Annotated in this window: 27 protein-coding genes; 19 read left to right on the forward strand and 8 right to left on the reverse strand. The window is 69.4% G+C overall.

From position 1 onward, the window contains the following. Positions 1-72 precede the first annotated feature (72 nt). From glyA to ABZ953_RS14975, 12 genes are all read left to right on the forward strand, one after another. On the forward strand, positions 73-1,323 hold the full coding sequence (glyA, locus tag ABZ953_RS14920) for a serine hydroxymethyltransferase (RefSeq protein WP_361722440.1): 1,251 nt from the start codon (positions 73-75) through the stop codon (positions 1,321-1,323). A gap of 150 nt (positions 1,324-1,473) precedes the next feature. Further along, positions 1,474-2,799: an MraY family glycosyltransferase gene (locus tag ABZ953_RS14925; protein ID WP_361722443.1), complete on the forward strand. Its 1,326-nt coding sequence runs from the start codon at positions 1,474-1,476 to the stop codon at positions 2,797-2,799. 261 nt (positions 2,800-3,060) lie between these two features. Beyond that, positions 3,061-3,498 carry a hypothetical protein gene (locus ABZ953_RS14930; protein WP_361722446.1) on the forward strand — a complete coding sequence of 146 codons (438 nt, stop codon included), beginning with the start codon at positions 3,061-3,063 and terminating at the stop codon, positions 3,496-3,498. A gap of 276 nt (positions 3,499-3,774) precedes the next feature. After that, positions 3,775-4,545: a F0F1 ATP synthase subunit A gene (gene atpB, locus ABZ953_RS14935; protein ID WP_361722765.1), complete on the forward strand. Its 771-nt coding sequence runs from the start codon at positions 3,775-3,777 to the stop codon at positions 4,543-4,545. Positions 4,546-4,623: 78 nt separating this feature from the next. After that, entirely contained in the window at positions 4,624-4,878 is a 255-nt protein-coding gene (gene atpE, locus ABZ953_RS14940) for an ATP synthase F0 subunit C (protein WP_361722449.1), read from the forward strand. Positions 4,879-4,918: 40 nt separating this feature from the next. After that, on the forward strand, positions 4,919-5,467 hold the full coding sequence (locus ABZ953_RS14945; protein WP_361722452.1) for a F0F1 ATP synthase subunit B: 549 nt from the start codon (positions 4,919-4,921) through the stop codon (positions 5,465-5,467). After that, positions 5,464-6,288, forward strand: coding sequence for a F0F1 ATP synthase subunit delta (locus tag ABZ953_RS14950; protein ID WP_361722455.1), 825 nt, complete (start codon positions 5,464-5,466; stop codon positions 6,286-6,288). The genes ABZ953_RS14945 and ABZ953_RS14950 overlap by 4 nt, the downstream gene beginning before the upstream one ends. 111 nt (positions 6,289-6,399) lie before the next feature. After that, positions 6,400-7,989 carry a F0F1 ATP synthase subunit alpha gene (gene atpA, locus ABZ953_RS14955; protein ID WP_361722458.1) on the forward strand — a complete coding sequence of 530 codons (1,590 nt, stop codon included), beginning with the start codon at positions 6,400-6,402 and terminating at the stop codon, positions 7,987-7,989. 21 nt (positions 7,990-8,010) lie between these two features. After that, positions 8,011-8,928: a F0F1 ATP synthase subunit gamma gene (locus tag ABZ953_RS14960; RefSeq protein ID WP_361722461.1), complete on the forward strand. Its 918-nt coding sequence runs from the start codon at positions 8,011-8,013 to the stop codon at positions 8,926-8,928. After that, positions 8,928-10,370 carry a F0F1 ATP synthase subunit beta gene (gene atpD / locus ABZ953_RS14965; RefSeq protein ID WP_361722464.1) on the forward strand — a complete coding sequence of 481 codons (1,443 nt, stop codon included), beginning with the start codon at positions 8,928-8,930 and terminating at the stop codon, positions 10,368-10,370. Before ABZ953_RS14960 ends, atpD begins: the two co-directional genes overlap by 1 nt. Positions 10,371-10,500: 130 nt before the next feature. Next, positions 10,501-10,875, forward strand: coding sequence for a F0F1 ATP synthase subunit epsilon (locus tag ABZ953_RS14970; protein WP_361722467.1), 375 nt, complete (start codon positions 10,501-10,503; stop codon positions 10,873-10,875). A gap of 144 nt (positions 10,876-11,019) precedes the next feature. Next, positions 11,020-11,469, forward strand: coding sequence for a DUF2550 domain-containing protein (locus tag ABZ953_RS14975; protein WP_361722470.1), 450 nt, complete (start codon positions 11,020-11,022; stop codon positions 11,467-11,469). 80 nt (positions 11,470-11,549) lie between these two features. On the opposite strand, the gene ABZ953_RS14980 is transcribed toward ABZ953_RS14975, so the two are convergent. The 3 genes from ABZ953_RS14980 to ABZ953_RS14990 form a co-directional block, all read right to left on the reverse strand. Further along, entirely contained in the window at positions 11,550-13,364 is a 1,815-nt protein-coding gene (locus ABZ953_RS14980) for a glycoside hydrolase family 18 chitinase (RefSeq protein ID WP_361722473.1), read from the reverse strand. Positions 13,365-13,598: 234 nt separating this feature from the next. Further along, on the reverse strand, positions 13,599-14,249 hold the full coding sequence (locus ABZ953_RS14985; RefSeq protein WP_361722476.1) for a response regulator transcription factor: 651 nt from the start codon (positions 14,247-14,249) through the stop codon (positions 13,599-13,601). Further along, positions 14,246-15,436 carry a histidine kinase gene (locus ABZ953_RS14990; RefSeq protein ID WP_361722479.1) on the reverse strand — a complete coding sequence of 397 codons (1,191 nt, stop codon included), beginning with the start codon at positions 15,434-15,436 and terminating at the stop codon, positions 14,246-14,248. The genes ABZ953_RS14985 and ABZ953_RS14990 overlap by 4 nt, the downstream gene beginning before the upstream one ends. A 164-nt stretch (positions 15,437-15,600) precedes the next feature. Between ABZ953_RS14990 and ABZ953_RS14995 the strand changes: the two genes are divergently transcribed. Then, complete coding sequence (locus ABZ953_RS14995) at positions 15,601-16,176, forward strand: hypothetical protein (protein ID WP_361722482.1); 576 nt, start codon at positions 15,601-15,603, stop codon at positions 16,174-16,176. Here ABZ953_RS14995 and ABZ953_RS15000 read toward each other — a convergent pair. The 3 genes from ABZ953_RS15000 to ABZ953_RS15010 are packed head-to-tail and all read right to left on the reverse strand — an operon-like array spanning position 16,173 to position 18,335. Next, positions 16,173-16,760, reverse strand: a complete 588-nt coding sequence (locus tag ABZ953_RS15000; protein WP_361722485.1) for a cob(I)yrinic acid a,c-diamide adenosyltransferase — start codon at positions 16,758-16,760, stop codon at positions 16,173-16,175. The genes ABZ953_RS14995 and ABZ953_RS15000 overlap by 4 nt on opposite strands. Before the next feature lie 13 nt (positions 16,761-16,773). Then, positions 16,774-17,529: an ABC transporter permease gene (locus ABZ953_RS15005; RefSeq protein WP_361722488.1), complete on the reverse strand. Its 756-nt coding sequence runs from the start codon at positions 17,527-17,529 to the stop codon at positions 16,774-16,776. Positions 17,530-17,552: 23 nt separating this feature from the next. Next, complete coding sequence (locus ABZ953_RS15010; protein ID WP_361722491.1) at positions 17,553-18,335, reverse strand: ATP-binding cassette domain-containing protein; 783 nt, start codon at positions 18,333-18,335, stop codon at positions 17,553-17,555. 115 nt (positions 18,336-18,450) lie between these two features. Here ABZ953_RS15010 and ABZ953_RS15015 point away from each other — a divergent pair, with 115 nt between their 5' ends. The 4 genes from ABZ953_RS15015 to ABZ953_RS15030 all read left to right on the forward strand — a co-directional run bounded on the left by ABZ953_RS15015 (position 18,451) and on the right by ABZ953_RS15030 (position 23,322). Continuing rightward, positions 18,451-19,098 (forward strand): TetR/AcrR family transcriptional regulator, encoded by a 648-nt coding sequence (locus ABZ953_RS15015; RefSeq protein WP_361722494.1) that lies wholly within the window; start codon positions 18,451-18,453, stop codon positions 19,096-19,098. Positions 19,099-19,248: 150 nt separating this feature from the next. Then, a complete protein-coding gene (locus tag ABZ953_RS15020) occupies positions 19,249-20,097 on the forward strand; it encodes a 3-hydroxyacyl-CoA dehydrogenase family protein (RefSeq protein WP_361722497.1) in 849 nt (282 codons plus the stop codon). Between the two features lie 198 nt (positions 20,098-20,295). Continuing rightward, positions 20,296-20,619 carry an STAS domain-containing protein gene (locus tag ABZ953_RS15025; RefSeq protein ID WP_030792181.1) on the forward strand — a complete coding sequence of 108 codons (324 nt, stop codon included), beginning with the start codon at positions 20,296-20,298 and terminating at the stop codon, positions 20,617-20,619. Between the two features lie 231 nt (positions 20,620-20,850). Further along, positions 20,851-23,322: an ATP-binding protein gene (locus ABZ953_RS15030; RefSeq protein ID WP_361722501.1), complete on the forward strand. Its 2,472-nt coding sequence runs from the start codon at positions 20,851-20,853 to the stop codon at positions 23,320-23,322. Positions 23,323-23,410: 88 nt separating this feature from the next. Here the strand turns inward: ABZ953_RS15030 and nucS are convergent, their stop codons facing one another. Further along, entirely contained in the window at positions 23,411-24,082 is a 672-nt protein-coding gene (gene nucS / locus ABZ953_RS15035; RefSeq protein WP_361722504.1) for an endonuclease NucS, read from the reverse strand. A 253-nt stretch (positions 24,083-24,335) separates the two neighbouring features. Here nucS and ABZ953_RS15040 point away from each other — a divergent pair, with 253 nt between their 5' ends. Next, on the forward strand, positions 24,336-24,728 hold the full coding sequence (locus ABZ953_RS15040) for an SCO5389 family protein (RefSeq protein WP_361722507.1): 393 nt from the start codon (positions 24,336-24,338) through the stop codon (positions 24,726-24,728). A gap of 90 nt (positions 24,729-24,818) precedes the next feature. On the opposite strand, the gene ABZ953_RS15045 is transcribed toward ABZ953_RS15040, so the two are convergent. Continuing rightward, positions 24,819-25,853: an LLM class flavin-dependent oxidoreductase gene (locus tag ABZ953_RS15045; protein WP_361722510.1), complete on the reverse strand. Its 1,035-nt coding sequence runs from the start codon at positions 25,851-25,853 to the stop codon at positions 24,819-24,821. 208 nt (positions 25,854-26,061) lie between these two features. Between ABZ953_RS15045 and ABZ953_RS15050 the strand changes: the two genes are divergently transcribed. Further along, positions 26,062-26,394, forward strand: coding sequence for an ATP/GTP-binding protein (locus ABZ953_RS15050; protein ID WP_361722513.1), 333 nt, complete (start codon positions 26,062-26,064; stop codon positions 26,392-26,394). The last annotated feature ends 51 nt before the right edge of the window (positions 26,395-26,445 follow it).

Below are 26,445 nucleotides of genomic sequence, written 5' to 3' on the forward strand. Positions count from 1 at the left end.
GCCCGCGCGGAGCGGCCCGCGCAGGCCTACATTGGATCTGAGGTCACCCCCGCACCGGCCCCGGAGCCCACGATGACGGTCAGCACCGCACCCTCCGCCCCCGCGGCGTACACGGATCTCGACGCGCTGCGCCGGCAGGACCCCGAGCTCGCCGAGGTCCTCATCGGCGAGAGTGCCCGGCAGGCCGACGGTCTCCAGCTGATCGCCGCCGAGAACTTCCAGTCGCCCGCCGTGCTCACCGCGCTCGGCTCGCCGCTCGCCAACAAGTACGCCGAGGGCTATCCCGGCGCCCGCCACCACGGCGGCTGCGAGCTGGTCGACGCCGCCGAACGGATCGCCGTCGACCGTGCCAAGGCCCTGTTCGGCGCCGAGCACGCCAACGTCCAGGCGCACTCCGGGTCCTCCGCGGTCCTCGCCGCGTACGCCGCGCTGCTGCGCCCCGGCGACACGGTCCTGGCGATGGGCCTGCCGGACGGCGGTCACCTCACGCACGGCTCACCCGCGAACTTCTCCGGCCGCTGGTTCGACTTCGTCGGCTACGGAGTGGACGCGGGCAGCGGCCTGATCGACTACGACCAGGTGCACGCCCTCGCCCGCGCGCACCACCCCAAGGCCATCGTGTGCGGCTCGATCTCCTACCCGCGGCACATCCAGTACGCCGCCTTCCGCGAGATCGCCGACGACGTGGGCGCCTACCTCATCGCCGACGCCGCGCACCCCATGGGCCTGGTCGCCGGGGGAGCGGCGCCCAGCCCCGTGCCGCACGCCGACGTCGTCTGCGCCACCACGCACAAGGTGCTGCGCGGCCCGCGCGGCGGCCTCCTGCTCTGCGGCGCCGGGCTCGCGGAGCGCATCGACCGGGCCGTGTTCCCGTTCACCCAGGGCGGCGCCCAGATGCACACGATCGCGGCGAAGGCCGTGGCGTTCGGCGAGGCGGCGACACCCGCCTTCACGGCGTACGCCCATCAGGTGGTCGCGAACGCGCGCGTCCTGGCCCAGGCGCTGGCCACCGAGGGCTTCGCGATCGCCACCGGCGGCACCGACACCCATCTGGTCCTGGCCGATCCGACCCCCCTGGGAGTGGACGCGCAGACCGCCCGCGGCCGCCTCGCGGCAGCCGGAATCATCCTCGACACCTGCGCTCTGCCGCACACCGGAACCCGCGGCCTGCGCCTGGGAACGGCCGCCGTCACCACTCAGGGCATGGCCGGAGTGGAGCTGTCACGCGTCGCGGGCCTGCTGGCCGCGGCGGTGCGCGAGAACTCGAACGTACGAGAAGAGGTACGCGAACTGGTAGGAGGATTCCCGCCGTACCCGGGCTGATCCCGGTGAAAGGCCCTCGGGACGGGGTGGCCGCGTCAGGGACAGGCCGGTACTCGTGCAACCATCGTCGCTACCCGGAAGTCCCCAACCGTATGCGCGCAAAGCTAGGGTGTGGGGCTGAGATGGCCAGCGATACCTGTGGGGAAGCCCGTGCGTGAATACCTGCTGACGCTCTGCATCACGGCCGCGGTGACCTACCTGCTGACCGGCCCGGTGCGGAAGTTCGCGATCGTGGCCGGTGCCATGCCGGAGATCCGCGCCCGCGACGTGCACAGGGAGCCCACGCCCCGGCTCGGCGGGATCGCGATGTTCTTCGGTCTCTGCGCCGGTCTGCTGGTCGCCGACCACCTGCCGAGCCTGAACACGGTCTTCGAGAACTCCAACGAGCCGCGCGCCCTGCTGTCCGGGGCCGCGCTGATCTGGCTCATCGGTGTTCTGGACGACAAGTTCGAGATCGACGCGCTGATCAAGCTCGGCGGCCAGATGATCGCCGCGGGCGTCATGGTCATGCAGGGGCTGACGATCCTGTGGATCCCGGTCCCCGGCGTCGGCACGGTCTCGCTCACCTCCGGCCAGGGCACGCTGCTCACCGTGGCGCTCGTCGTCATCACGATCAACGCCGTCAACTTCGTCGACGGTCTCGACGGCCTCGCGGCGGGCATGGTCTGCATCGCCTCCGCGGCGTCCTTCATGTACGCCTACCGCATCTGGTACGGCTACGGCATCGAGGCCGCGGCGCCCGCCACGCTCTTCGCCGCCATCCTCATGGGCATGTGCCTGGGCTTCCTGCCGCACAACATGCACCCCGCCCGGGTCTTCATGGGCGACTCCGGCTCGATGCTCATCGGTCTCGTCCTCGCGGCGGGCGCGATCTCCGTCACCGGCCAGGTCGACCCGGCGGCGATGAAGCTGAACTTCGGCGGCGGCCGCGATGCCACGCACGCGATGCTGCCGGTCTTCATCCCGCTCCTGATGCCGCTGACCATCATCGCGATCCCCTTCGCCGACCTGGTCCTCGCGATCGTCCGGCGCACCTGGAACGGCAAGTCGCCGTTTGCCGCCGACCGCGGCCACCTCCACCACCGGCTCCTGGAGATCGGGCACTCGCACAGCCGCGCGGTGCTGATCATGTACTTCTGGTCGGCCCTCATCGCCTTCGGCACCGTCGCCTACTCGGTGCACTCGACGAGCATGTGGATCCTGCTGCTCATCGTCGCGCTGAGCGCCGTGGGTCTCGTGCTGCTCCTGCTGCCGCGCTTCACGCCGCGCACCCCGCGGTGGGCCGAGGCCTTTGTGCCGCCGCGCTACCGCCGTCGCCGTGCGGAGCGCAACGCCGCGGCTGTGGCGCTGGAGGCGGAACAGGATGCGAGGGAAACGGAGTCGAAGGATCCCGTCGGCGCCGGTGTCAACGGAGCGACCGCGGTCGGCGACCGTTCACACCTCTCGGAGAGGCGAGAAGCCGGTACGTCACGTTGACGCCCGACTTGAAATCGCCCCATTACCAGACAAGTTGCCGCTCCGGATGCACAGACGCGCGGATTACCTCTCATGTGTGACAGCGAGCACACTCAGCAGGTAAAGACCTCATCAAATAGTTTGTGATACCGTTCACGAAACCCCGGGATAGAGCCGAAGGACCGTAGTGCGACGGTCCATTGGCCCGAGGGACCCTCTCGACCCGGGTCTACGCTCGTCCATGACGACACCCTGCCCCCATCAGTAAGCGGAGCTGCCGCCATGCCGTCTCAAGACACCCGAACTCTCCTCCAATCCGCTGTACCCACAGCTGCCGTCGGCGCGATCGTCGCCGTGGTCAGTGGTGTGGTCGCGGGTGGCAAGGGGGCCATCGGGGCCGTCGTCGGCACGCTGGTCGTGATCGTGTTCATGGGGCTCGGGTTGTACGTCCTGCAACGGACGGCTAAATCTCTTCCGCATCTTTTTCAGGCGATGGGGCTGATGCTCTACGTCGCCCAACTTCTGTTGCTGCTCGTTCTCGTGGGCCTGTTCAAGGACACGGACCTGTTCAACCCCAAGGCGTTCGCTCTCGCGCTCATCATCGCGACCGTCGTGTGGATGGTCGGCCAGGCTCGCGCGCATATGAAGGCCAAGATCCTTTACGTCGAGCCCGACTCCGACAACAGCGACAAGCCGGAGAAGTCGGGGTCGTCGCAGTGAAGGGTAGGGGCGGGATAAATGGCCGTTCGAGATCCTGCTATCGTCCGGTGCCAACTGCGGCACTGCGGGCGCGGGCATCTGAGCTGACGCCTGCACGATCGCGAGGCTCGATGCCTGAATGCCGCTCACACTTCCGAAACACCAGTCCGGTGCCGACCCGCGGCTGCGCGCCGCGCCGACACGACAACGAGGTTGCCGTACCTATGCGTCACGCCGAAGGAGCCCGCGGTGAGTGCTGACCAAACTGAGCTCGCCTTTGACTGGAGCTGTCGGATCATGTCCGACAACGGCTGTGGCTTCCCGGCTCCGGGCCTGCACTCGTTCCTCTTCAAGCCGATCGCCACCGTCGGCGGGGTCGAGTTCAACAAGGTGATGCTGCTCGCCCTGCTGACCACGCTCGTCGTCGTCACGTTCTTCTACGCGGCCTTCGGCAAGGCCAAGGTGATCCCGGGCAAGCTGCAGATGATGGGCGAGGCCGGCTACGACTTCGTACGCCGCGGCATCGTCTACGAGACCCTTGGTAAGAAGGAGGGCGAAAAGTACGTCCCTCTGATGGTCTCGATGTTCTTCTTCATCTGGATCATGAACATCTGGTCCGTGGTTCCGCTCTCGCAGTTCCCGGTCTCGTCGGTCATCGCCTACCCGGCCGTGCTCGCCGGCATCGTCTATCTGACGTGGCTGCCGCTGACCTTCAAGCGCCATGGTTTCGTGGGCGGTTGGAAGAACGTCACCGGCTACGACAACTCGCTCGGTCCGATCAAGTGGCTCGTCTCGTTCATCGAGCTCTTCTCGAACCTGCTCGTGCGTCCCTTCACGCACGCGGTGCGACTGTTCGCCAACATGTTCGCCGGTCACCTGATGCTGGTGATGTTCACCGTCGCCTCCTGGTACCTGCTGAACAGCTACATGATCCCGGCCGCCGGCGTCTCCTTCGTGATGACCGTGGTCATGATCCTCTTCGAGCTTTTCGTGCAGGCCGTTCAGGCGTACGTGTTCGTGCTCCTCGCCTGCTCGTACCTCCAGGGTGCTCTCGCCGAGCACCACTGAACCAGCCTGCCTCCACAAGCCCCATGATCGTCCGGTGGCCAACCCCCACCGGCCAGTGAAAGAGAAGGAAGTAACGGCATGTCCGCTGCTCTCGACATGGTCAACCTCGCCGCCGAGAAGGGCCTGCACGGCTCCACCGGTTCCATCGGCTACGGCCTCGCCGCGATCGGCCCCGGCATCGGCGTCGGCATCGTCTTCGGCAAGGGCACCGAGGCCCTGGCCCGTCAGCCCGAAGCCGCTGGTCTGATCCGTGCCAACCAGATCCTCGGCTTCGCCTTCTGCGAGGCGCTCGCCCTCATCGGCATTGTTCTGCCGTTCGTTTACGGCCAGTGATCTAACCCCTCACTGACCACTTTCGACGAAAGGCATTGATGTGATCGCCAACCTGGTTCAGCTGGCGGCCGAGGAAGAGCAGAACCCGCTCATCCCGCCCGGCCCCGAGCTGCTCGTCGGCGCCATCGCCTTCGCCATCGTCTTCTTCTTCTTCTGGAAGAAGCTCCTCCCGAACATCAACAAGGTTCTGGACGAGCGCCGGGAGGCGATCGAAGGCGGTATCGAGAAGGCCGAGGCCGCTCAGACCGAGGCCCAGAGCGTGCTTGAGCAGTACAAGGCTCAGCTCGCCGAGGCCCGGCACGAGGCCGCGCGTCTGCGCCAGGAGGCGCAGGAGCAGGGCGCCCAGCTCATCGCCGAGATGCGGGCCGAGGGCCAGCGTCAGCGCGAGGAGATCGTGGCCGCCGGTCACGCCCAGATCGAGGCAGACCGCAAGGCCGCCGCGCAGTCGCTGCGTCAGGACGTGGGCCAGCTGGCCACCGACCTGGCCGGCAAGCTCGTCGGCGAGTCCCTTGAGGACCACGCCCGGCAGAGCCGCACGATCGACCGCTTCCTCGACGAGCTCGAGGAGAAGGCCGAGGCTGCTCGATGACAGCGCACGGAGCTAGCCGCGAGGCCCTGGCCGCCGCGCGCGAGCGCCTCGACGCGCTGACGGACAGCACCTCGGTCGACGCCAAGCGGCTCGCGGACGAGCTGGCCGCCGTCACGGCGCTGTTCGGCCGCGAGGTCTCGCTGCGTCGGGTCCTGACCGACCCGGCGCAGTCCGGTGAGGCCAAGGCCGAGCTCGCGGGACGCCTGCTGTCCGGCCAGGTGAGCGGCGAGACCGCCGACCTGGTGGCCGGCATGGTGCGCTCGCGCTGGTCGTCGTCGCGCGATCTGGTGGACGCCCTCGAGGAGCTCGCCAACCTCGCCGACCTGACCGGCGCGCAGAAGACCGGCGCCCTGGACAACGTCGAGGACGAGCTCTTCCGGTTCGGCCGGATCGTCTCGTCCAGCACCGAGCTTCGGTCCGCGCTCACGGACCGCGCCGCGACCGGTACGGCCAAGAGCGAGCTGCTGCGCAGCCTGCTCGGCGGCCGCGCCGAGGACGTCACGGAGCGGCTGATCGAGCGCCTTGTGACCGCGCCGCGTGGACGTAGCCTGGAAGACGGACTGGAGTCCCTCTCCAAGCTGGCCGCGGACCGCCGCAACCGTATGGTCGCCGTCGTCACTTCCGCTGTTCCGCTCTCGGACCAGCAGAAGGAGCGCCTCGGCGCCGTCCTGGCCAAGGTGTACGGACGCCCGATGCACCTCAACCTCGACGTGGACCCCGGGGTCCTCGGCGGGATCACGGTCCAGGTGGGCGACGAGGTCATCAACGGCAGCGTCGCGGACCGCATCGCGGACGCCGGTCGTCGCGTGGCAGGACAGTAAAAGAACAAGCATGACCTACGGCCCTAGTTGGGCCGTGCAGAGGATTCCTGGGGGCTGACCCCAGACCCCCCAAGAAAACTTCGGGCCCAACAAGGAGAGCAGGGAACCCAGATGGCGGAGCTCACGATCCGGCCGGAGGAGATCCGGGACGCGCTGGAGAACTTTGTCCAGGCGTACAAGCCGGACGCGGCCTCGCGCGAGGAGGTCGGTACGGTCACCGTCGCCGGCGACGGTATTGCCAAGGTCGAGGGCCTCCCCTCGGCGATGGCGAACGAGCTGCTGAAGTTCGAGGACGGGACCCTCGGTCTCGCGCTGAACCTGGAAGAGCGCGAGATCGGTGCCGTCGTCCTCGGCGAGTTCAGCGGTATCGAGGAGGGCCAGCCGGTGCAGCGCACCGGTGAGGTGCTCTCCGTCGCCGTGGGCGAGGGCTACCTCGGTCGCGTCGTCGACCCTCTCGGCACCCCGATCGACGGCCTCGGCGAGATCGAGACCAGCGGACGTCGCGCCCTTGAGCTGCAGGCCCCCACGGTCATGCAGCGCAAGTCGGTGCACGAGCCGATGGAGACCGGCTACAAGGCCGTCGACGCGATGACCCCGATCGGCCGTGGCCAGCGTCAGCTGATCATTGGTGACCGCCAGACGGGCAAGACCGCCCTGGCCGTCGACACGATCATCAACCAGCGCGACAACTGGCGCTCGGGCGACGTGAACAAGCAGGTGCGCTGCATCTACGTCGCCGTCGGTCAGAAGGGCTCCACCATCGCCTCCGTGCGCGGTGCCCTCGAAGAGGCCGGCGCGCTCGAGTACACGACCATCGTCGCCGCCCCGGCGTCCGACCCGGCCGGCTTCAAGTACCTGGCGCCGTACACCGGTTCGGCCATCGGCCAGCAGTGGATGTACGAGGGCAAGCACGTCCTCATCATCTTCGATGACCTCTCGAAGCAGGCCGACGCCTACCGCGCCGTGTCCCTGCTGCTCCGCCGCCCGCCGGGGCGCGAGGCCTACCCGGGTGACGTCTTCTACCTGCACTCGCGTCTGCTCGAGCGCTGCGCGAAGCTCTCGGACGAGCTGGGCAAGGGCTCGATGACCGGTCTGCCGATCGTCGAGACCAAGGCGAACGACGTGTCGGCGTTCATCCCGACCAACGTCATCTCCATCACCGACGGCCAGTGCTTCCTGGAGTCGGACCTCTTCAACGCCGGTCAGCGCCCCGCGCTGAACGTCGGTATCTCCGTCTCCCGAGTCGGTGGTTCCGCGCAGCACAAGGCGATGAAGCAGGTCTCGGGACGACTGCGCGTGGACCTCGCCCAGTTCCGTGAGCTGGAGGCGTTCGCCGCCTTCGGTTCCGACCTGGACGCCGCGTCGAAGGCCCAGCTCGAGCGCGGCCAGCGCATGGTCGAGCTGCTCAAGCAGCCGCAGTACGAGCCGATGGCCACCGAGGACCAGGTCGTCTCCGTGTGGGCCGGCACCACCGGTCGCATGGACGAGGTGCCGGTCAACGACATCCGCCGCTTCGAGCGCGAGCTCCTCGAGTACCTGCACCGCAAGGAGCAGGGCCTCATGACCTCCATCAAGGAGGGCGGCAAGATGTCGGACGACACCCTGCAGGCCATCGGCGACGCCATCGCGGAGTTCAAGAAGCAGTTCGAGACCTCGGACGGGAAGCTTCTCGGCGAGGACGCTCCGGCCGCTGCCAAGTGACGTAAGGAAGGGACCTGACTCATGGGAGCCCAGCTCCGGGTCTACAAGCGTCGCATCCGATCCGTCACCGCGACCAAGAAGATCACCAAGGCGATGGAGATGATCGCTGCCTCGCGCGTCGTCAAGGCGCAGCGCAAGGTGACGGCCTCCACCCCGTACGCGACCGAGCTCACCCGCGCGGTCACGGCGGTCGGCACTGGCTCGAACACGAAGCACCCGCTGACGACCGAGGCGGAGACGGCGACCCGTTCCGCGGTGCTGCTCCTCACGAGCGACCGCGGACTGGCCGGCGCCTTCAACTCCAACGCCATCAAGGCCGCGGAGAAGCTCACCGAGCGCCTCGAGGCCGAGGGCAAGGAGGTCGACGCGTACATCGTCGGCCGCCGCGGTCTGGCCCACTACAACTTCCGCGAGCGCAAGGTCGTGGAGTCGTGGTCGGGCTTCACCGACGAGCCTTCGTACGCGGATGCCAAGAAGGTCGCGGTGCCGCTGATCGAGGCGATCGAGAAGGAGACGGCGGAGGGCGGCGTGGATGAGATCCACATCGTCTACACCGAGTTCATCTCGATGATGACGCAGACGGCCATCGAAAGCCGGCTGCTGCCGCTCAGTCTCGAAGACGTCGCGGAGGAGTCGTCCACCAAGGGCGAGATCCTTCCGCTGTACGACTTCGAGCCGTCGGCGGAGGACGTCCTCGACGCCCTGCTGCCGCGCTACGTCGAGAGCCGTATCTACAACGCGATGCTCCAGTCGGCTGCCTCCAAGCACGCCGCCACGCGCCGCGCGATGAAGTCGGCGACCGACAACGCCGGGGATCTGATCAACAGCCTCTCCCGGCTTGCCAACGCGGCCCGCCAGGCCGAAATCACCCAGGAAATCAGCGAGATCGTCGGCGGCACAGCAGCGCTGGCCGACGCGACCGCGGGGAGTGACAAGTAATGACGACCACTGTTGAGACGGCCGTTGCCACGGGCCGCGTCGCCCGGGTGATCGGCCCGGTCGTCGACGTGGAGTTCCCCGTCGACGCGATGCCGGAGATCTACAACGCCCTGCACGTCGAGGTCGACGACCCGGCCACCGAGGGTGCGAAGAAGACGCTGACCCTCGAGGTCGCCCAGCACCTGGGTGACGGCGTGGTCCGCGCGATCTCGATGCAGCCCACCGACGGCCTGGTCCGCCAGGCGCCCGTCACCGACACCGGCAAGGGCATCTCGGTGCCGGTCGGCGACGTGACCAAGGGCCGGGTGTTCAACACCCTCGGTGAGGTCCTGAACGACGACCCGTCCACGGTCGCCGAGGCCGAGCGCTGGACGATCCACCGCAAGGCCCCGGCCTTCGACCAGCTCGAGTCCAAGACCGAGATGTTCGAGACCGGCCTGAAGGTCGTCGACCTTCTCACCCCGTACGTCAAGGGTGGAAAGATCGGTCTGTTCGGTGGTGCCGGTGTCGGCAAGACCGTGCTGATCCAGGAAATGATCGTCCGTGTGGCCAAGCTGCACGACGGTGTCTCCGTCTTCGCCGGTGTCGGCGAGCGCACCCGTGAGGGCAACGACCTCATGGTCGAGATGGAGGAGGCCGGCGTTCTCGACAAGACCGCGCTGGTCTTCGGCCAGATGGACGAGCCGCCGGGCACGCGTCTGCGCGTCGCCCTGGCCGGTCTGACCATGGCGGAGTACTTCCGCGATGTGCAGAAGCAGGACGTGCTGTTCTTCATCGACAACATCTTCCGCTTCACGCAGGCCGGTTCCGAGGTCTCGACCCTGCTCGGCCGCATGCCCTCCGCGGTGGGTTACCAGCCGAACCTGGCCGACGAGATGGGTCTCCTCCAGGAGCGCATCACGTCGACCCGTGGTCACTCGATCACCTCGATGCAGGCGATCTACGTCCCCGCGGACGACCTGACCGACCCGGCCCCGGCCACCACGTTCGCCCACCTCGACGCGACGACGGTGCTTTCCCGTCCGATCTCCGAGAAGGGCATCTACCCGGCCGTGGACCCGCTGGACTCCACGTCCCGCATCCTGGACCCGCGCTACATCGCGCAGGACCACTACAACACCGCCATGCGTGTCAAGGGGATCCTCCAGAAGTACAAGGACCTCCAGGACATCATCGCGATCCTCGGTATCGACGAGCTCAGCGAAGAGGACAAGCTCGTCGTCGCCCGTGCCCGTCGCGTGGAGCGCTTCCTGTCGCAGAACACGCACGCCGCCAAGCAGTTCACCGGCGTGGACGGCTCGGACGTCTCCCTCGAGGAGTCGATCACGGCCTTCAACGCGATCTGCGACGGCGAGTACGACCACTTCCCCGAGCAGGCCTTCTTCATGTGCGGTGGTCTTGAGGACCTCAAGAAGAACGCCAAGGAGCTCGGCGTCTCCTGAGCTCAGTAGCTCTTGACGGAGAGGGGCGGGCACGTCCCGCGGGGGCCGTGTCCCGCCCTTCTCCGTACGCCCACTAGAATTTGACCCAACACCCGGCTGAACCGCCGGGTGGTGACCCGAGGAGCCACCCTTGGCTGCTGAGCTGCATGTCGAGCTGGTCGCAGCGGACCGCAGTGTCTGGTCCGGTGAGGCCACCCTGGTCGTCGCGCGCACCACGTCCGGCGACATCGGCGTCATGCCCGGTCACCAGCCGCTTCTCGGTGTGCTGGAATCGGGCCCTGTGACCATTCGTACGAGCGACGGCGGCACTGTCGTCGCCGCTGTCCACGGAGGATTCATCTCCTTCGCGGACGACAAGCTGTCGCTGCTGGCCGAGATCGCGGAGCTCTCCGACGAGATCGACGTCCAGCGTGCGGAGCGGGCGCTGGAGCGCGCGAAGTCGGACGCTGACGCGTCCGCCGAGCGGCGCGCCGACGTCCGACTGCGTGCGGTGGCACCGCGCTGACCCCAGCGCGCGGCGTAACGTGACTCAGCCGCGGCCAGGTCCGGGAAGGTTCCGGACCGGGTCGCGGCTGAGGCAATGCGGGTGCAATGTATTGGTCCGTTGTCGGTCCTTCGACCGACGGTAGAGGCGAGGAGGTCGGTGCCGATGATCCTCACTCTGCTCGTGTGCGGACTTGCTTTGATCGTGCTGGTATTGGTGGGGCTCTTCGTCTTCGGACTGCGGCGCCGGCTGATCCAGCGCTCCGGTGGCACCTTCGACTGCAGCCTGCGCTGGGACGCCCCGGAGAAGGGCGACACCTCCGGCAAGGGCTGGGGGTACGGGGTCGCCCGTTACAACGGTGACCGGGTCGAGTGGTACCGGGTCTTCTCGTACGCTCCCCGCCCCCGGCGCATCCTGGAACGCTCGGCCATCGAGGTCGTCGACCGCCGCGCCCCGGACGGCGAGGAGGAGCTGGCCCTGCTCTCCGACGCCATCGTCCTGGGCTGCCTGCACCGTGGCGCCCGCCTGGAGCTGGCGATGGGCGAGGACGCGCTGACGGGTTTCCTGGCGTGGCTGGAGGCGGCCCCGCCGGGCCAGCGAGTCAATGTGGCCTGAGCGCCCACGCGACATGGAGAAGCCGGGAAGACAGGGGGCGATCCTGTCTTCCCGGCTTCGTCTTAGGGGGACGGCGCGTACTACTTCAGGCCGTCATTGATGGCAGACACCAACTCACCGTTGGCGGTGTCTCCACTGAACTCCCAGAAGAACGCGCCCCCGAGCCCCTGCTGCTTGGCCCAGCTCATCTTCGCGCGCACCGTCGCCGGGGTGTCGTAGGACCACCAGTTGCTGCCGCAGTGGGCGTACGCCGTGCCCGCGACCGTGCCGTTGGAGGGGCAGGAGTTCTTGAGGACCTTGTAGTCCTCGATGCCCGCCTCGTAGGTGCCGGGTGCGGCCCCCGTCGCCGTGCCGCCCGGGTCCTTCTGCGTGACGCCGGTCCAGCCGCGGCCGTAGAAGCCGATGCCGAGCAGGAGCTTGGCCGAGGGCACGCCCTTGGCCTTCAGCTTGGAGATGGCGGCGGCGGAGTTGAAGCCGTCCTTCGGGATGCCGGGGTAGGACGTGAGCGGGGAGTGCGGGGCCGTCGGGCCCTTCGCGTCCCAGGCGCCGAAGAAGTCGTACGTCATCACGTTGTACCAGTCGGCGTACTGCGAGGCGCCGCCGTAGTCGGCCAGGTCGAGCTTGCCGCCGTCGGAGCCGTCAGCGGAGATGGCGGCGGTGACGAGGTTCTTGGAGCCGAACTCGGTGCGGAAGGCCTGCATCATGTTCTTGAAGACGGCCGGGCCGCTGGTGTCGCAGGACAGACCGCAGGCGTTGGGGTACTCCCAGTCCAGGTCGACGCCGTCGAAGATGTCGGCCCAGCGCGGGTCCTCGACCAGGTCATGACAGGACTTGGCGAAGGCGGACGGGTTCTTCATGGCGTCGGTGAAGCCGCCGGACCAGGTCCAGCCGCCGAAGGACCAGAGGATCTTGACGTTGGGGTACTTGGCCTTGAGCTTGCGCAGCTGGTTGAAGTTGCCGCGCAGGGGCTGGTCCCAGGTGTCGGCGACGCCGTCGACGCTCTGGTCGGCGGTGTAGGCCTTGTCGGTCGCCGCGTAGGCGTCGCCCATGGTGCACTTGCCGCCCTGGACGTTGCCGAAGCTGTAGTTGATGTGCGTGATCTTGTCGGCCGAGCCGGAGGTCGCGATGTTCTTCGCGTGGTAGTTGCGCTGGTAGACGCCCCACTCCGTGAAGTAGCCGAGCTTGACCTTGTCGCCGGGGCCGGGGCCCGGGTCGGTGCTGCCCGTGGTGCGGACCTTCACGGCGCCGCTGGCGGGGCCGGTCTGGTCGGCGGTGTCGCGGGCCTGGACGGTGTAGGAGTAGTCGGTGCCCTTGGTCAGACCCGTGTCGGAGTACGAAGTCCCCGTCACCGTCGTGACCTTGGCGCCGTCGCGCAGGACGTCGTAGTTCTTGACGCCCTTGTCGTCGGTGGCGGCCTTCCAGTCGAGCTTCACCGAGGTGTCGGTGATGCCGGAGGCGGTCGGCGTGCCGGGGGCGCTCGGCGGGTTGTCGCCGGGGACGCTGCCGCCGTCACAGCTCGCGCCGTTCAGCTCGCACTTGGAGGGGGAGCCGGAGCCCGAGCCGTTGAACCCGAAGGAGACCGAGGCGCCGGGGGCGAGCGTCCCGTTCCAGCCGAGGTTCTTGGCACTCCAGCGGTTGCCGGAGTTGGTGACGGTGGCGTCCCAGGCGGAGGTCACCTTGGTGCCGGAGGGGAAGTCCCAGGCGACGTTCCAGGAGCTGATGCTGGTGGTGCCGGTGTTCTTGATCGTCCACTTGCCCTCGAAGCCGCCGCCCCAGTCCTGGGTCTTGGCGTACGTGGCGGTGGCCTCTGGCGCCGCGTCGGGGGCCGCCTCGGCGGACCCGCCGAGGGCGACCAGGGTGGCGAGCGGCAGCAGCAGAGTGGTGAATCCCGCCACGGCTTTGTGTCTGACTCTGAGTCTCGAGCGAGCGTTGCTGTCTGTGAAGCGCACGAGGTGCTCCTCGGGTGAGTTCCGGGGGTCTACGGGGTTGGGACCCTGCGCCGCCCGTGAGCACGTGGACACGTGGGGGAGTGCTCACCGCAGTGCGGCGAGAATAGAAAGGTCTGGACCATCGGTCAAGAGGTCTGAACCATTGGCCGGATCGCGACGGCCTTCCGCCCGGCCCGCGGATCAGACTCCCAACTCCTGTGCCAGGACGGCGGCTTGCACTCGGCTGCGCAGTTCCAGCTTGCCGAGCATCCGGCTGACGTGCGTCTTCACCGTCGCCTCCGCCATGGTGAGACGGTCGGCGATCTCCGCGTTCGACAGCCCCTTGCCGATGCACGAGAGCACCTCACGCTCCCGGCGGGTGAGGCAGTCCAGGATCGCGGGGTCCGGCGCGTTCTCGCCCCGTACGGCAGTCGCCGGGGCGGCGAACTCGGCGATCAGACGGCGGGTGACCGCGGGCGCGATCAGGCCCTCGCCGCGCGCGACCGTGCGGACGGCTTCGATGAGGTCTCTCGCCTCGGTGTTCTTCAGGAGGAACCCGGAAGCGCCCGCCCGCAGCGCCCCGAAGACGTACTCGTCGAGGTCGAAGGTGGTCAGGACCAGCACGTCCGCGAGGCCCTCCGCGACCACCTGACGCGTCGCCGACACCCCGTCCAGGCGCGGCATCTGCACGTCCATCAGGACCAGATCGGGGCGGAGTTCACGGGCGAGCGCGACGGCCTCCTCGCCGTCCGCCGCCTCGCCGACGACCTCGATGTCGGGCGCGCTGCGCAGGATGAGCACGAGTCCCGCGCGCACGGCTGACTGGTCTTCGGCGACCAACACCCGGATCATTCCTTGGCTCCTTCGTCCGCGGGGTCGACGGGCAGGGTCGCGAAGACGTTCCAGACCTTGCCGTCAGGGCTGCTCTCGGGGCCCGACTCGAAGGCGCCGCCGAGCAGTTCAGTACGTTCGTGCATGCCGACGAGGCCCGCTCCGGAGCCCGGGGCGCGGGGCCCGGACGGATCACCGTACGGGCTGGTCACGCGGATCGTCAGGGCGCGGGGTGGCTGGGCGAGGGAGACCGTGACGCGGCCCGCCGAGGCGTGCTTGAGGGCGTTCGTCAGGGACTCCTGCACGATCCGGTACGCCGCGAGCTCCACCGGCGTGGGCAGCTTCGGCCCCTCCGGGGGCCTGGCGTCGTCGAGCGTGACGTCCAGGCCGTCCCTGCGGGCGCCCGCGAGCAGGGCGCCGAGGCCGTCGAGAGTGGGCGCGGCGGCGGGTTCGAGGTCGCCGCTGTCGTCGCGCAGGATGCCGATGAGGCGGCGCATCTCGGCGAGCCCCTCGACGCTGTTCTCCCGGATGACGCCGAGCGCGTCCTTGCTGGTCTGCGCATCGTCCAGGGAGAGCGCGGCCGTGGAGTGGATGGCGATCGCGGAGAGGTGGTTGGCCACCATGTCGTGCAGTTCACGGGCCATCCTGGCGCGCTCGGCGGAGACGGCCTGGGCGCGGTCCATCTCGGCGAGCAGCGCGGTCTGTTCGGCCCGCAGCTTCGCCGCCGCGGTCGCCTCGCGGTGGTTGCGCACCAGCACGCCGGTGGCGGCCGGGGTGAAGGAGACGATGCCGGCCGCCACCCCGAGGAGCACGGCCTGCGGGTCCTGCCACCAGGCGAGGAAGCCGACGGTCAGGGCCACGGTGATGAGGCCGGAGGTGATCGGGATGCGCCGGGCGGCGGCGGGCGTCCCGTAGACGACGGCGGCGTACATGACGTCCGTGAACATCAGGATCGACGCGAGGTTGCCCGCCGTGAACTGGTCGGCCACCAGCGCGATCGAGGCGGTGACCAGGGCGAACTGCGGTCTGCTGCTGCGCAGCAGTTCGCAGCCGGTCAGGACGAGCAGGGGCACGAGCGCCCAGGTGTCGCCGAGGGGCCGGTCGGTCTGGGATTCCAGTCCCAGCGCCCACAGCGCGAGCCCGCACAGCAGGCTGCCCACGGCGATCTGCACGTCGACGCGTTGCGGGCGGGGGAGGGTCACGACCATGCGTCCATCCAACACGGCGCGCCGGTCCCGTGCCTGATCCTGAGGGAGGAACCGGGCGCTACATCGAAGGATGCAGTCGCGATTCCTCACTGACGACGACGTTCGGCCGCCGTGGCGCCGGGACCCTTGAAGGGAGATCGACGGAGCGACTGGAGGAGTGAGCCGTGATCGTCACACTGATCATCATCTGTGAGGTCGGCTTCTGGGTGCTGCTCGCCGCGGGGCTCGCCCTGCGCTACGGGGCGAAGATGCCGCGGACGAGCATCGGCGTGCTGCTGTGCGAGCCGCTCCTCGAAATCGTGCTCTTCGTCGCCACCGTGATCGACCTGAAGAACGGCGCCGAGCCGGACTGGAAGCACGGCCTGGCCGCCGCCTACATCGGCTACTCCGTGGCCCTCGGCCATTACACGGTCAAGTGGGTGGACGTCTGCGTCGCCCACCGCTTCGCGGGCGGCCCGCCGCCGTCCACCCCCAAGTACGGCGCGGCCCGAGCCGTGCACGAGTGGAAGATCGCCGCCCGCTGGGTGCTCGCCGCGCTGATCGCCATGGCGCTGCTACAGGGCGCTGTCTGGTACGTCGAGGGTGACGGGGACGTCGGTTCACTGCGGATGTGGCAGCAGAAGATGCTGTGGGTGATCGGCATCAACGTGATCATCGCGGGGACGTACACGCTCTTCCCGAAGAAGGCGCCCGCCGCGCCGCCCGCCGAGCGGCGCGAGGACCTCCTCAGCAAGCGCTAGCGCTCGCCGCCCGGCACCCACAGGACGTCCCCGACCGACTTGTTCGCCGTACGGGCAAGGATGAAGAGCAGGTCGGAGAGGCGGTTCAGATACGTGGCGGTCAGCGGGTTCATGGTGCCGCCCTCCTCACCGGCTCCGTGGACCTCGAAGGCCGCCCAGGTGGAGCGCTCGGCCCGCCGCACCACCGTGCACGCCTGGTGAAGGAGCGCCGCGCCGGGAGTGCCGCCGGGCAGGATGAAGCTGCGCAGCTTCTCCAGCTCCTCCAGGAAGCGGTCGCAGTCGCCCTCCAGCTTGTCGATGTAGGACTGCTCGACGCGCAGCGGCGGGTACTTGGGGTCCTCGACGACGGGCGTGGAGAGGTCGGCGCCCACGTCGAAGAGGTCGTTCTGGACCCGGACCAGGACCTTCACCACCTCCGCGTCGAGCTGCCCGAGCGCGATCGCCGTGCCGATGGCCGCGTTGGCCTCGTTGGCGTCGGCGTACGCCGCGATCCGCAGATCGGTCTTGGCGGTGCGGCTCATGTCGCCGAGGGCCGTGGTGCCCTTGTCGCCGGTCCTGGTGTAGATGCGCGTCAGATTGACCATGCGGCCAGCGTAGTTACGCTCCGGCCTTCTGGAAGACACGTGTGCCCACCGTCACGGACAGCGCCACGAAGCCGAGCGCCATGAGGACCCCGTACAGCATGGTCGTCGTCGCGTACGCCCCGACGTACCCCGCCCGCACCGCGTCGACCAGATAGCGGAACGGCATGAAGTGGGAGAGCACGTCCAGCCAGGTGGGCGCGAGCGCCATCGGCAGCATCAGGCCCGAGAGCAGCATCGAGGGCATGCTCACCGCGTTCACGGCGGGGCCGAACTCGTGCGGCTTGCCGACCTTCATGGCCAGCGCGTACGAGAGGGCGGAGAGCCCGGCGGTCAGGAGCGCCACGAACGCGAAGCCGATGAGAATGCCGCCGAGCGGCGCCCTGAGTCCCATCAGGAGCGCGGCGAGGACGAGCAGCACCGCCTGGAAGACGAAGAGCGCCGCGTCGCGCAGGATCCGGCCGAGCAGCAGCGCGAGGCGGCTCACGGGCGTCACCCGCATCCGCTCCACCACGCCGAACTGCTTCTCGATGATGAGCGCGAAACCGCTGAACGTGGCCCCGAACAAGCCGAGTTGGAGCAGCAGCCCCGGTACGAGCACCTGCCAGGAGTCGCCCTGCGAGCCGAGCGGCAGATCGGTGAGCAGCGGGCCGAAGAAGAGCAGGTAGAGCAGGGGCGTGAGGACGCCGAAGAGGATCTGGAACGTGGAACGCAGGGTCTGCCGGGCGTACCGCCCGAAGATCAGCGCGGTGTCGGAGAGCAGTGCAGGCATGGTGGGGTCCCGGATCGTGGCGGTCAGACGGCGACGGGGGTCGTGTCCTTGGGGGCGGCGGCGCGCCCGGTGATGGCGAGGAAGGTGTCCTGGAGCGTGGCGTCGATCGACCCGCCGTACCGCAGCTTCAGCGCGCTCGGCGTGCCTTCCGCGACCACGGCGCCCTTGTCCACGACGACGAGGCGGTCACAGAGCGCGTCGGCCTCGTCGAGGTAGTGCGTGGTGAGCAGGACCGTCGTGCCGTGCTCGTCCCGCAACTGCCGCACCAGCTGCCACAGGCTCGCCCGGCTGCCCGGGTCGAGGCCGGTGGTCGGCTCGTCGAGGAAGAGCACGTCGGGGCGGTGGGCGAGCCCCATGGCGATGTCGAGCCGTCTGCGCTGGCCGCCGGAGAGCGCGGCGCAGGGGCGATCGAGGAGTTCGGTCAGACCGAGGTCGCGCGCCAGTTCCGCGGCGCGCGCCTCGGCCCGGGGCTTGGTCAGGCGGTAGAGGCGGCCCTGGGTGATCAGTTCCTCGCGGACGGAGATGTTCGGGTCGACGCCGCCGGACTGGGCGACGTACCCGATCTTGTTCCGGACGCCCGCGGGGTCCCGGGCCAGGTCGCAGCCCGCGACGGTGGCGGCGCCGCCGGTGGGCGGGAGCAGCGTGGTCAGCATGCGCAGGGTGGTGGTCTTGCCCGCGCCGTTCGGTCCGAGGAGGCCGAGGATCTCGCCGGGCTCGACGCGCAGGTCGATGCCGTGCACGGCTTCCACGGGGCCGTTCTTGGTCTGGAAGGTCCGGGCGAGACCGGCGGTACTGATGATTGCCATGGCGACCACAAAAACAGAGTCACTGAAATTTTGCAACGTCCCCAAAATTGCTCGTGCCGCACATATCCATGCGGCGCAAAATTTGTGACGCGCCAACGATGCCTACGATGGGTGCATGGCTGAGGGGCTCAGAGAGCGCAAGAAGCGGCAGACCAAACAGCGGATCTCGGACATCGCGACCGGGCTCTTCCTGGAGCGCGGCTTCGTCACCGTGACCGTCGCGGAGGTCGCGGACGCCGCGGACGTCTCCGTCAACACGGTCTACAACTACTTCCCGGCGAAGGAGGACCTCTTCCTCGACCGGGGCGGCGACATCGTCGACCGCCTCTCCCGCCACGTGCGCGGGCGCCGCGACGGGGAGTCGGCCGCCGACGCCGTCCTGCGCGAGCTGCGCGCCGACGTGGAGGCCGTGTCGCCGACCGTCGGGCTCTTCCCCGGCTGGGCCGACTTCATGAAGGTCATCACCGAGGCGCACGCCCTGCGCTCCCGGCTCTGGGCGATCCAGCAGGAGGCCCTCGACCGCCTCACCGAGACCCTCGCCGAGGAGACCGGGGCAGGCGGGGCCGCCGGGTCCGACCCGCTGCCCGGACTCGTCGCGGGCCAGCTCTCCTGGGTGCACAGCACGCTCATGGCCTGGATCGGCGACGAGATGTCCAAGCGCCGCGAGCCCGCCGAGGTCTCCCGCGAAGCGCTCGGGCTGCTCGACGAGATGGAGGAGCTGCTGAGCGAGAAAGTCCTCAACTACGCGGTGCGTGGCGCGTAATGCCTCGTACCGGTGTGACGTCCGTCATCTGAGACGTGACGCGTATCTCTTCACCGCCACAGGCACGCTCACGAACGCTAACGTGCGCCGAAGAGGCATACGTAAACAGCGTGTAAGCCAAGCGTGATAAGCGGTAGGGGAGTCGGAACAGTGGCACGGAAGCTCGCCGTCATCGGAGCCGGACTCATGGGGTCCGGTATCGCTCAGGTCTCCGCTCAGGCGGGCTGGGACGTCGTCCTGCGCGACGTCACCGAGGAGGCACTGACCCGTGGCACCGACGGGATCAAGGCGTCGTACGACAAGTTCGTGAGCAAGGGCAAGCTCGCGGCCGACGACGCCGAGGCCGCGCTCGCCCGCATCGCGACCACCACCGACCTGGACGCCGTCGCCGACGCGGACATCGTCGTCGAGGCCGTCTTCGAGAAGCTCGAGGTCAAGCACGAGATCTTCCGTGCGCTCGACAAGATCGTGCGCGACGACGCCGTGCTCGCCTCTAACACCTCCGCCATCCCGATCACGAAGATCGCGGCCGTGACGGAGCGTCCGGAGCGGGTCGTGGGCGCGCACTTCTTCTCGCCGGTGCCGATGATGCAGCTCTGCGAGCTGGTGCGCGGCTACAAGACCAGCGACGAAACGCTCGCCCGTACCCGGGAGTTCGCCGAGTCCGTCGGCAAGACCTGCATCGTCGTCAACCGCGACGTCGCTGGCTTCGTGACGACCCGGCTGATCTCCGCGCTCGTCGTCGAGGCCGCCAAGCTCTACGAGTCGGGCGTGGCCACCGCCGAGGACATCGACATCGCCTGCAAGCTCGGCTTCGGGCACGCCATGGGACCGCTCGCGACCGCCGACCTGACGGGCGTCGACATCCTGCTGCACGCCACGAGCAACATCTACACGGAATCCCAGGACGAGAAGTTCGCGCCGCCGGAGCTGATGCGCCGGATGGTTGACGCCGGTGACATCGGGCGCAAGAGCGGGCAAGGGTTCTACAAGCACTGAACCAGCACTGACGTACGCCGTCTGACGCCCCGTCTGACGCCTCGGCGCCGCACGGGTCACCCCTCGGAGTGAATTCGGTATCGGTTCGCTTACAGACGGCAACTTCCTCGCCCACGTGGCAGTCAGTTGCAGTGACATACGCAGACGCCTTACGTATCGGGCGTCACAGCAGACACAGCACTCTCGGGGAGCGCATATATGCACATCAGGGGCGACCAGGCCCAGCTGGTCGTCGGGGGACGCCTCGACGTACGCAGCGCGGCGGACGCCCGCACGGTCCTGCACTCGGCCGTCGACGACGGCGCCGGCGACCTGGTGCTCGACCTGTCGGAACTCGACTCGTGGGACGCCACGGGACTCGGCGTCATCATGGGCGCCCACCGCCGTGCGGGGCGCTGCGGACGCAGACTCGTCCTGCGCCACGTACCGCCCCAGATGCAGCGCCTCCTCGTCGCGACCCGGCTGCACCGGATCCTCGCCATCGAGGGTGGCATCGGAGTCGAATCGCTTCCCAGAGCCTGACGCCTGACCTGACGCCTGACCTGACGCCTGAAGAGCGCACAATCCTCACGAACCTGTGACGTCTCGGACGGGGCGGTACCCCGCCCTCCCGGAGATACTGAGCAAAGGTCTAGGGTTCGGTCGCCCACCGATATACGAACCCGCACGGGGGCACCGGACCAGAAGCGACAGTGAAGTGTGCACGAAGGCCGGAGGGGGCTCTGCACACCACGCATCTGGGGGGCTAGGACCATGGACCCGATGAACCGGGGACCCGAAGAGTACGGCCACGACGGCAACGACGACGACGCGGCGCGCCCCGGGCGGCCGCCACGCGACCCCATGACGCCCGACTTCGGCCAGCAGGCACCCGCACTCGCCCGCACCATCCAGCTCGTCTCGGGCGACTTCCTGCTCACCGTCAACCCCGTCGACGGCAGTGAGATCGAACCCTGCCCGCCCGGGGAACGCCCCGAGCGGCCCGCCAAGCGGACCGAGGCGGCCCGCGCCGAGCTGCGCCGGGCCTCGGCGCCGCCCGTGCCGCCGGGACCCGCACTGCCCCGGCTGCCGCTCCTGGAGCGCCAGGAGGAGCGCGAGCGCCTCGCACGCCTCCTCGCGCGCGGCCGCTCCGTACGGCTCACCGGACCTGCCGGATCGGGGCGCACCGCGCTCCTCAACGCCGTCGCCGACGACTGCGCGGACCTCGCCCCCGACGGCGTCGTCCGCCTCTCCGGCTACCGCAGGACACCCGGAGAGCTGCTCCACGACCTCTTCGCGGCCGTCCACGACGCGCCGCTGCACCGCCCCGAGCGCGCCCTGCTGCTCGACCTCGTCCACGACATCGGCGCGGTCGTCGTCCTGGACGACCTGGAGTTCGGCGGCGCCGGACTCGACGAGCTGCTCGACGCGACACCCGAGTGCGCCTTCCTGATCTCCGCGACGCCCGACGTGGCGGCGCCCTCGCCCGACTCCCACCTCGAAGAGGTCTTCCTCGGCGGCCTCGGCCGCGGCGGCGGCCTCGAACTCCTGGAGCGCGCCGTCGGCCGCGTCCTCGACGACGAGGAGGCCAACTGGGCGGGCGACCTCTGGTTCGAGTCCGAAGGGCTGCCGCTGCGCTTCGTGCAGGCGGGCGCCCTGCTCCGCCAGCGCGACCAGCTGCGCGCCGACCCGCACGCCTTCGAGGAGTTCGGCTACTTCGGGGACACCCCCGTCGACGCGCCCTTCGACGCCGACGGCGCACCGGACGTGCCGCTGCCCTCGCTCGCCGACGGAGCCGCGCCCGCGGCCCTGCTCGCCTCCCGGCTCAGCCCCTCCGCCCGCGCCACGCTGACGTTCGCCGTCGCCCTCGGCGGCGAGCTGCCGCACCAGGCCCACCTGCCCGCCCTGGTGGGCCACACCCACGCCGACGCGGCCCTCGCCGAGCTGGTGAGCTGCGCCCTGGTCACCCCGGTCGGCGCGCACTACCGCCTCGCCGCCGGGGTGCGCGCACAGCTGGAATCCGTCGGGTACGCGGACGACGCGCCCGCCCACGCCCTGTCCGCCGCCCAGCACTACGCCTGGTGGGCCGGGCACCCCTCCGTCACCCCGGAGCGCGTCGCCGCCGAGGCCGACGCCGTGCAGGCCGCGCTGGCCGCCCTGGTCGCCACGGAGAGCGGCGCCGCCGTCCTGCTCGCCCGCACCGCCGCGCCCGCCTTCGCGGGCGGACTCGCCTGGGCCGCCTGGGAGCGTGCCCTGCGATCCGGCCAGGAAGCGGCGCGCAACGCGGGCGAGGTCGCCGAAGAGGCGTACTTCCACCACGAGTTGGGGATCCTCGCGCTCTGCGCGGGGCAGCTCGACCGGGCCCGCGCCGAGCTCGAGGCCTCCATAGGGCTGCGCGGCGTGCTCGCCGACAAGCGCGGCATGATCTCCGGGCGCAGGGCCCTCGCGCTGGTCGCCGACCGCTCGGGCGCCGCGCTGCCCGGTGGGCGCACCGCCGCCGCCGAGGAGGTCCCCGACGCGCGCTACGAGGAATCCGCGTCGCCCCCCGGCGGCATCCCCGCCGCCTTCGCGCTCCCCGAGCCGCCCGCGGAACCGGACACGCTGGTCACCAGCAGGGTGACGCCCGTCGTCACCGGCGCCGGTTCGGGTCCGGCGCCGAGCCGCCGCTCCATCATCAGCGGCACCCGGCGCAACCTGATCGCGGCGGGCGCCGGAGCCCTGCTCGCCGCCGTGCTCGGCACCGTCGTCACGCTCGGCGCCACGTCCGACAACGACTCGCCCGACGGCGACAAGGTCACGACGGAGCAGTCGGCGACGGAGGACGACGGCGACAACGGCCTCACCGCCGACAAGCCGCAGAAGGACTCCACGAGCCGCCCCGACGACCCGGGCAGGGACGGCGTCACCGGCACCGCGGACGACCCGACGCCGAGCGGCAGCAGCGAGCCCTCGGGCAAGCCGAGCGACAGCGGCGAGCCGTCGGACGAGCCGACGAAGCCCACGGACAAGCCGACGAAGCCGACCGACAAGCCCACCAAGCCCACGGACAAGCCGACGAAGCCGACCAAGCCGCCGACGGACCCGCCGACCACTCCGCCCACGGACCCGCCGACGACGCCTCCCACCGACCCGCCGACGACACCGCCCGAGAGCGAAGACCCGCCCACCTCGCCCGACATCTCCGACTCGGCGAGCAACAGCACGATGAGCTCCCCGAGCGACTCGGGCGGCGCGTCGGCGGGCTGAGGGACACGCGTACGCGAAAGAGGGCCGGATCCATGAGGACCGGCCCTCTTCCGTACCCGGACGTACCCAACCGTCCCCGAACGAGAGGTCAGAACAGCCGCAGTTTGTCGTCCTCGATGCCGCGCAGCGCGTTGTAGTCCAGGACCGCGCAGCCGATGCCGCGGTCCGTGGCGAGAACGCGTGCCTGCGGCTTGATCTCCTGGGCGGCGAAGATGCCCTTGACCGGCGCCAGGTGCGGGTCGCGGTTCAACAGCTCCAGATAGCGGGTGAGTTGCTCGACGCCGTCGATCTCACCGCGCCGCTTGATCTCGACGGCGACGGTCTGTCCATCGGCGTCGCGGCAGAGGATGTCCACCGGGCCGATCGCGGTCATGTACTCGCGACGAATGAGCGAATACCCCTCGCCCAGTGTCTCGATCCGGTCGGCGAGCAGCTCCTGAAGGTGTGCTTCCACGCCGTCCTTGATGAGGCCCGGGTCGACGCCGAGCTCGTGCGAGGAGTCGTGCAGGATCTCCTCCATCGTGATGATGAGCTTCTCGCCCGCCTTGTTCACGACGGTCCACACGCCGGTGTCGTCCCCTGTCCCCTCCTTCAAGGTGCAGGGCGGGGACATCCAGTTGAGCGGTTTGTAGGCCCTGTCGTCCGCGTGGATGGAGACGCTGCCGTCCGCCTTCACAAGGATCAGGCGGGGGGCCGAGGGGAGATGGGCGGTGAGCCGACCCGCGTAGTCCACGGAGCATCGGGCAATGACGAGACGCATGGGGCGCAACGCTACTCGACTCGGGGCGGTGCACGCGATTCGCCCGGCACGCTCCCGGGACCGCCCGCCCCCCGCGCGACTTGTCCGCCGATGAACCCGTTCGATCCTGGCCGGTTATGCGCCCAATCTCCTGGTGCGGTCACCGCGCGTTGCCTACCGTAGAAGCGAGAGGTCGTCATCCGTGCACGCTGCGTAGGCGGACTCCATCCCTGTCCGTAGGCCCCCGCTCCCCGGGGGTGCGAGAGGAGAACCCATGTCGCTCGACGTCTCACCGGCACTGTTGGAACAGGCCGAGCGAGGCGAGGTCGACGAAGCGGAATTCGTCGACTGCGTCCGGACCTCCCTGCCTTACGCATGGGAGATGATCAGCTCCCTGGTGGCCCAGCTGAAGGTCGACGGCGGCGAGTTCGCCGACAATCAGACTCCGCCGCCGGACGAGCAGGCCCGTGGCCAGCTGCTGCGCGCCCTCGCGAGTGACGCCATTCGCGGGTCCCTGCAGCGGCACTTCGGTGTGCGTCTGGCCTTCCAGAACTGCCACCGCGTGGCCGTCTTCCCGCTGGATTCGTCAGTGGACGACCGGCTCGCCCGCTTCACCTCGATCCGCGGCCAGCTGCTCAACCAGTCACCCGAACTCCGGGACTGCTGACGAATGTTGCCGCTGCTCCGGACGCGGGAGGTGTTTCAGTCCGGAGCGGCGGCTCCGCAGCCGACGGGTGATCTCAGCCGACGGCGGATCTCAGCCGAGCTGGGGCAGTACTTCGGCGCCCAGCCTCCGTACGTTCTCTTCGGTGGCCGAGAGGTCGCCCGAGCCCTCCACGAGCAGGGCGAAACGCGTGATGCCGGTGCGCTCCGAAGTGGCGGCGAGCCGGTCGGCGCACACCTGCGGGGTCCCTACGGGGTGCAGCCCGCAGAGCAGTTCGGTGTAGGCCAGCGGATCCCGCATGGCGCGGTGGCGGCCGTCCACGGTCACATGGGCGTCCAGCCCCTGCTTCAGCCAGCCGGGCATGGCTTTCTGTAACGTCTCGGCCGCCTCCAGACGCCGGTCCGCGATCTGGGCGACACCGGCGGAGACGTGCGGTGCCGAGGCGATGTCCTCGGGGCTGTGCCCCGCAGCACGTGCGTGCCGATTCCACAAGGCCACCATTTCGGCCTTCTCGTCGTCGCCCACGTGCATGCCGAGGAGCATCGGCAGGCAGCGCTGCGCGGCGAGCCGCACACTGGACGGCGAGGTGCAGGCGACGATCACTTCGGGACCGCTCTCGCCCACGCCGTTCAGGGCTTCCTGCGGGCGTGGCACGACGGCCACCTCGCGGAAGGCGTACCGCTCGCCCCGGCTCTCGACCCGGGCCTCGCTCAGCCACTTGAGGAGCAGATCGAGGGAGTCGGGGAATCCTTTCTCGTACGCTTCGAGGCCCGCCCCGAAGACCTCCAGGTCCACCCACGGACCGCCGCGTCCGACGCCGAGCGAGAACCGGCCGCCGGATGTCAGGTGCAGCAGCGCGGCCTGCTCGCCGAGGGCCACGGGGTGCGAGGTCGGGAGCACGCTCACGGCTGTGCCGACGTGGATCCGCCGCGTTCGCCCCAGGAGCAGCGCCGCGAGGGTCACCGCCGAAGGGCACGTGCCGTACGGAACGAAATGGTGCTCGGCGAGCCAGACGGATTCGAGCCCCGCCTCCTCGGCCACCTCGGCGGACCGCACCGCCCGGTGCAGCGCCTCCCCCTGACCCTGGCCGGGAAACTGGGCGGCCAGAACAAAACTACCTACACGCATCGAACTCCTGCCTCCTTGGCGCCGACGCAGGCACTCCCCCTACGGGCAACAACGTGTGACACGTGCCAAAGGCACGGCCTGGCATGAAGATTGTTTGATTTTCCGTGCAGCGGACGGGCTGGGAGCCGTCGGAGGTCGACGGGTACCCCCCGGCGTGGCGCGTAGGCTGGTCACACTCCTGACCGCCGTACAGCCCGTGAGGTGTTTCGTGTCCCCGCGTCGCAACCGCCCCAAGGGCGCCGGAGAGCTGAGGGCGTCCGCGGACGCGGAGCCGTCGGGCCGCTACGGCGGCTTCCAGAACACCGAGGCGTGGCAGGGCGAGCAGTGGAGCGTGCGCCATGTCGCGGGGGCGAGCGCGGCCGGCAAGCGGTACCGCTGCCCGGGCTGCGACCAGGAGATCCCCTCGGCCCTCGCGCACGTGGTGGCCTGGCCCGAGCACTCGGGCGTGGAGGAGCGCAGGCACTGGCACAAGGCCTGCTGGAACGCGAAGGACCGCCGCACCACGCGGGTGCAGCGGTCCCGTAACGCGCCGAGGTACTGACGGCCCGTCGGCTTTTACCGGCTATACGTCTACCGGCTATGCGTCTTTCAC

The organism is Streptomyces sp. NPDC046465 (assembly GCF_040646035.1).
In the GTDB taxonomy this organism is placed as follows: Bacteria; Actinomycetota; Actinomycetes; order Streptomycetales; family Streptomycetaceae; genus Streptomyces.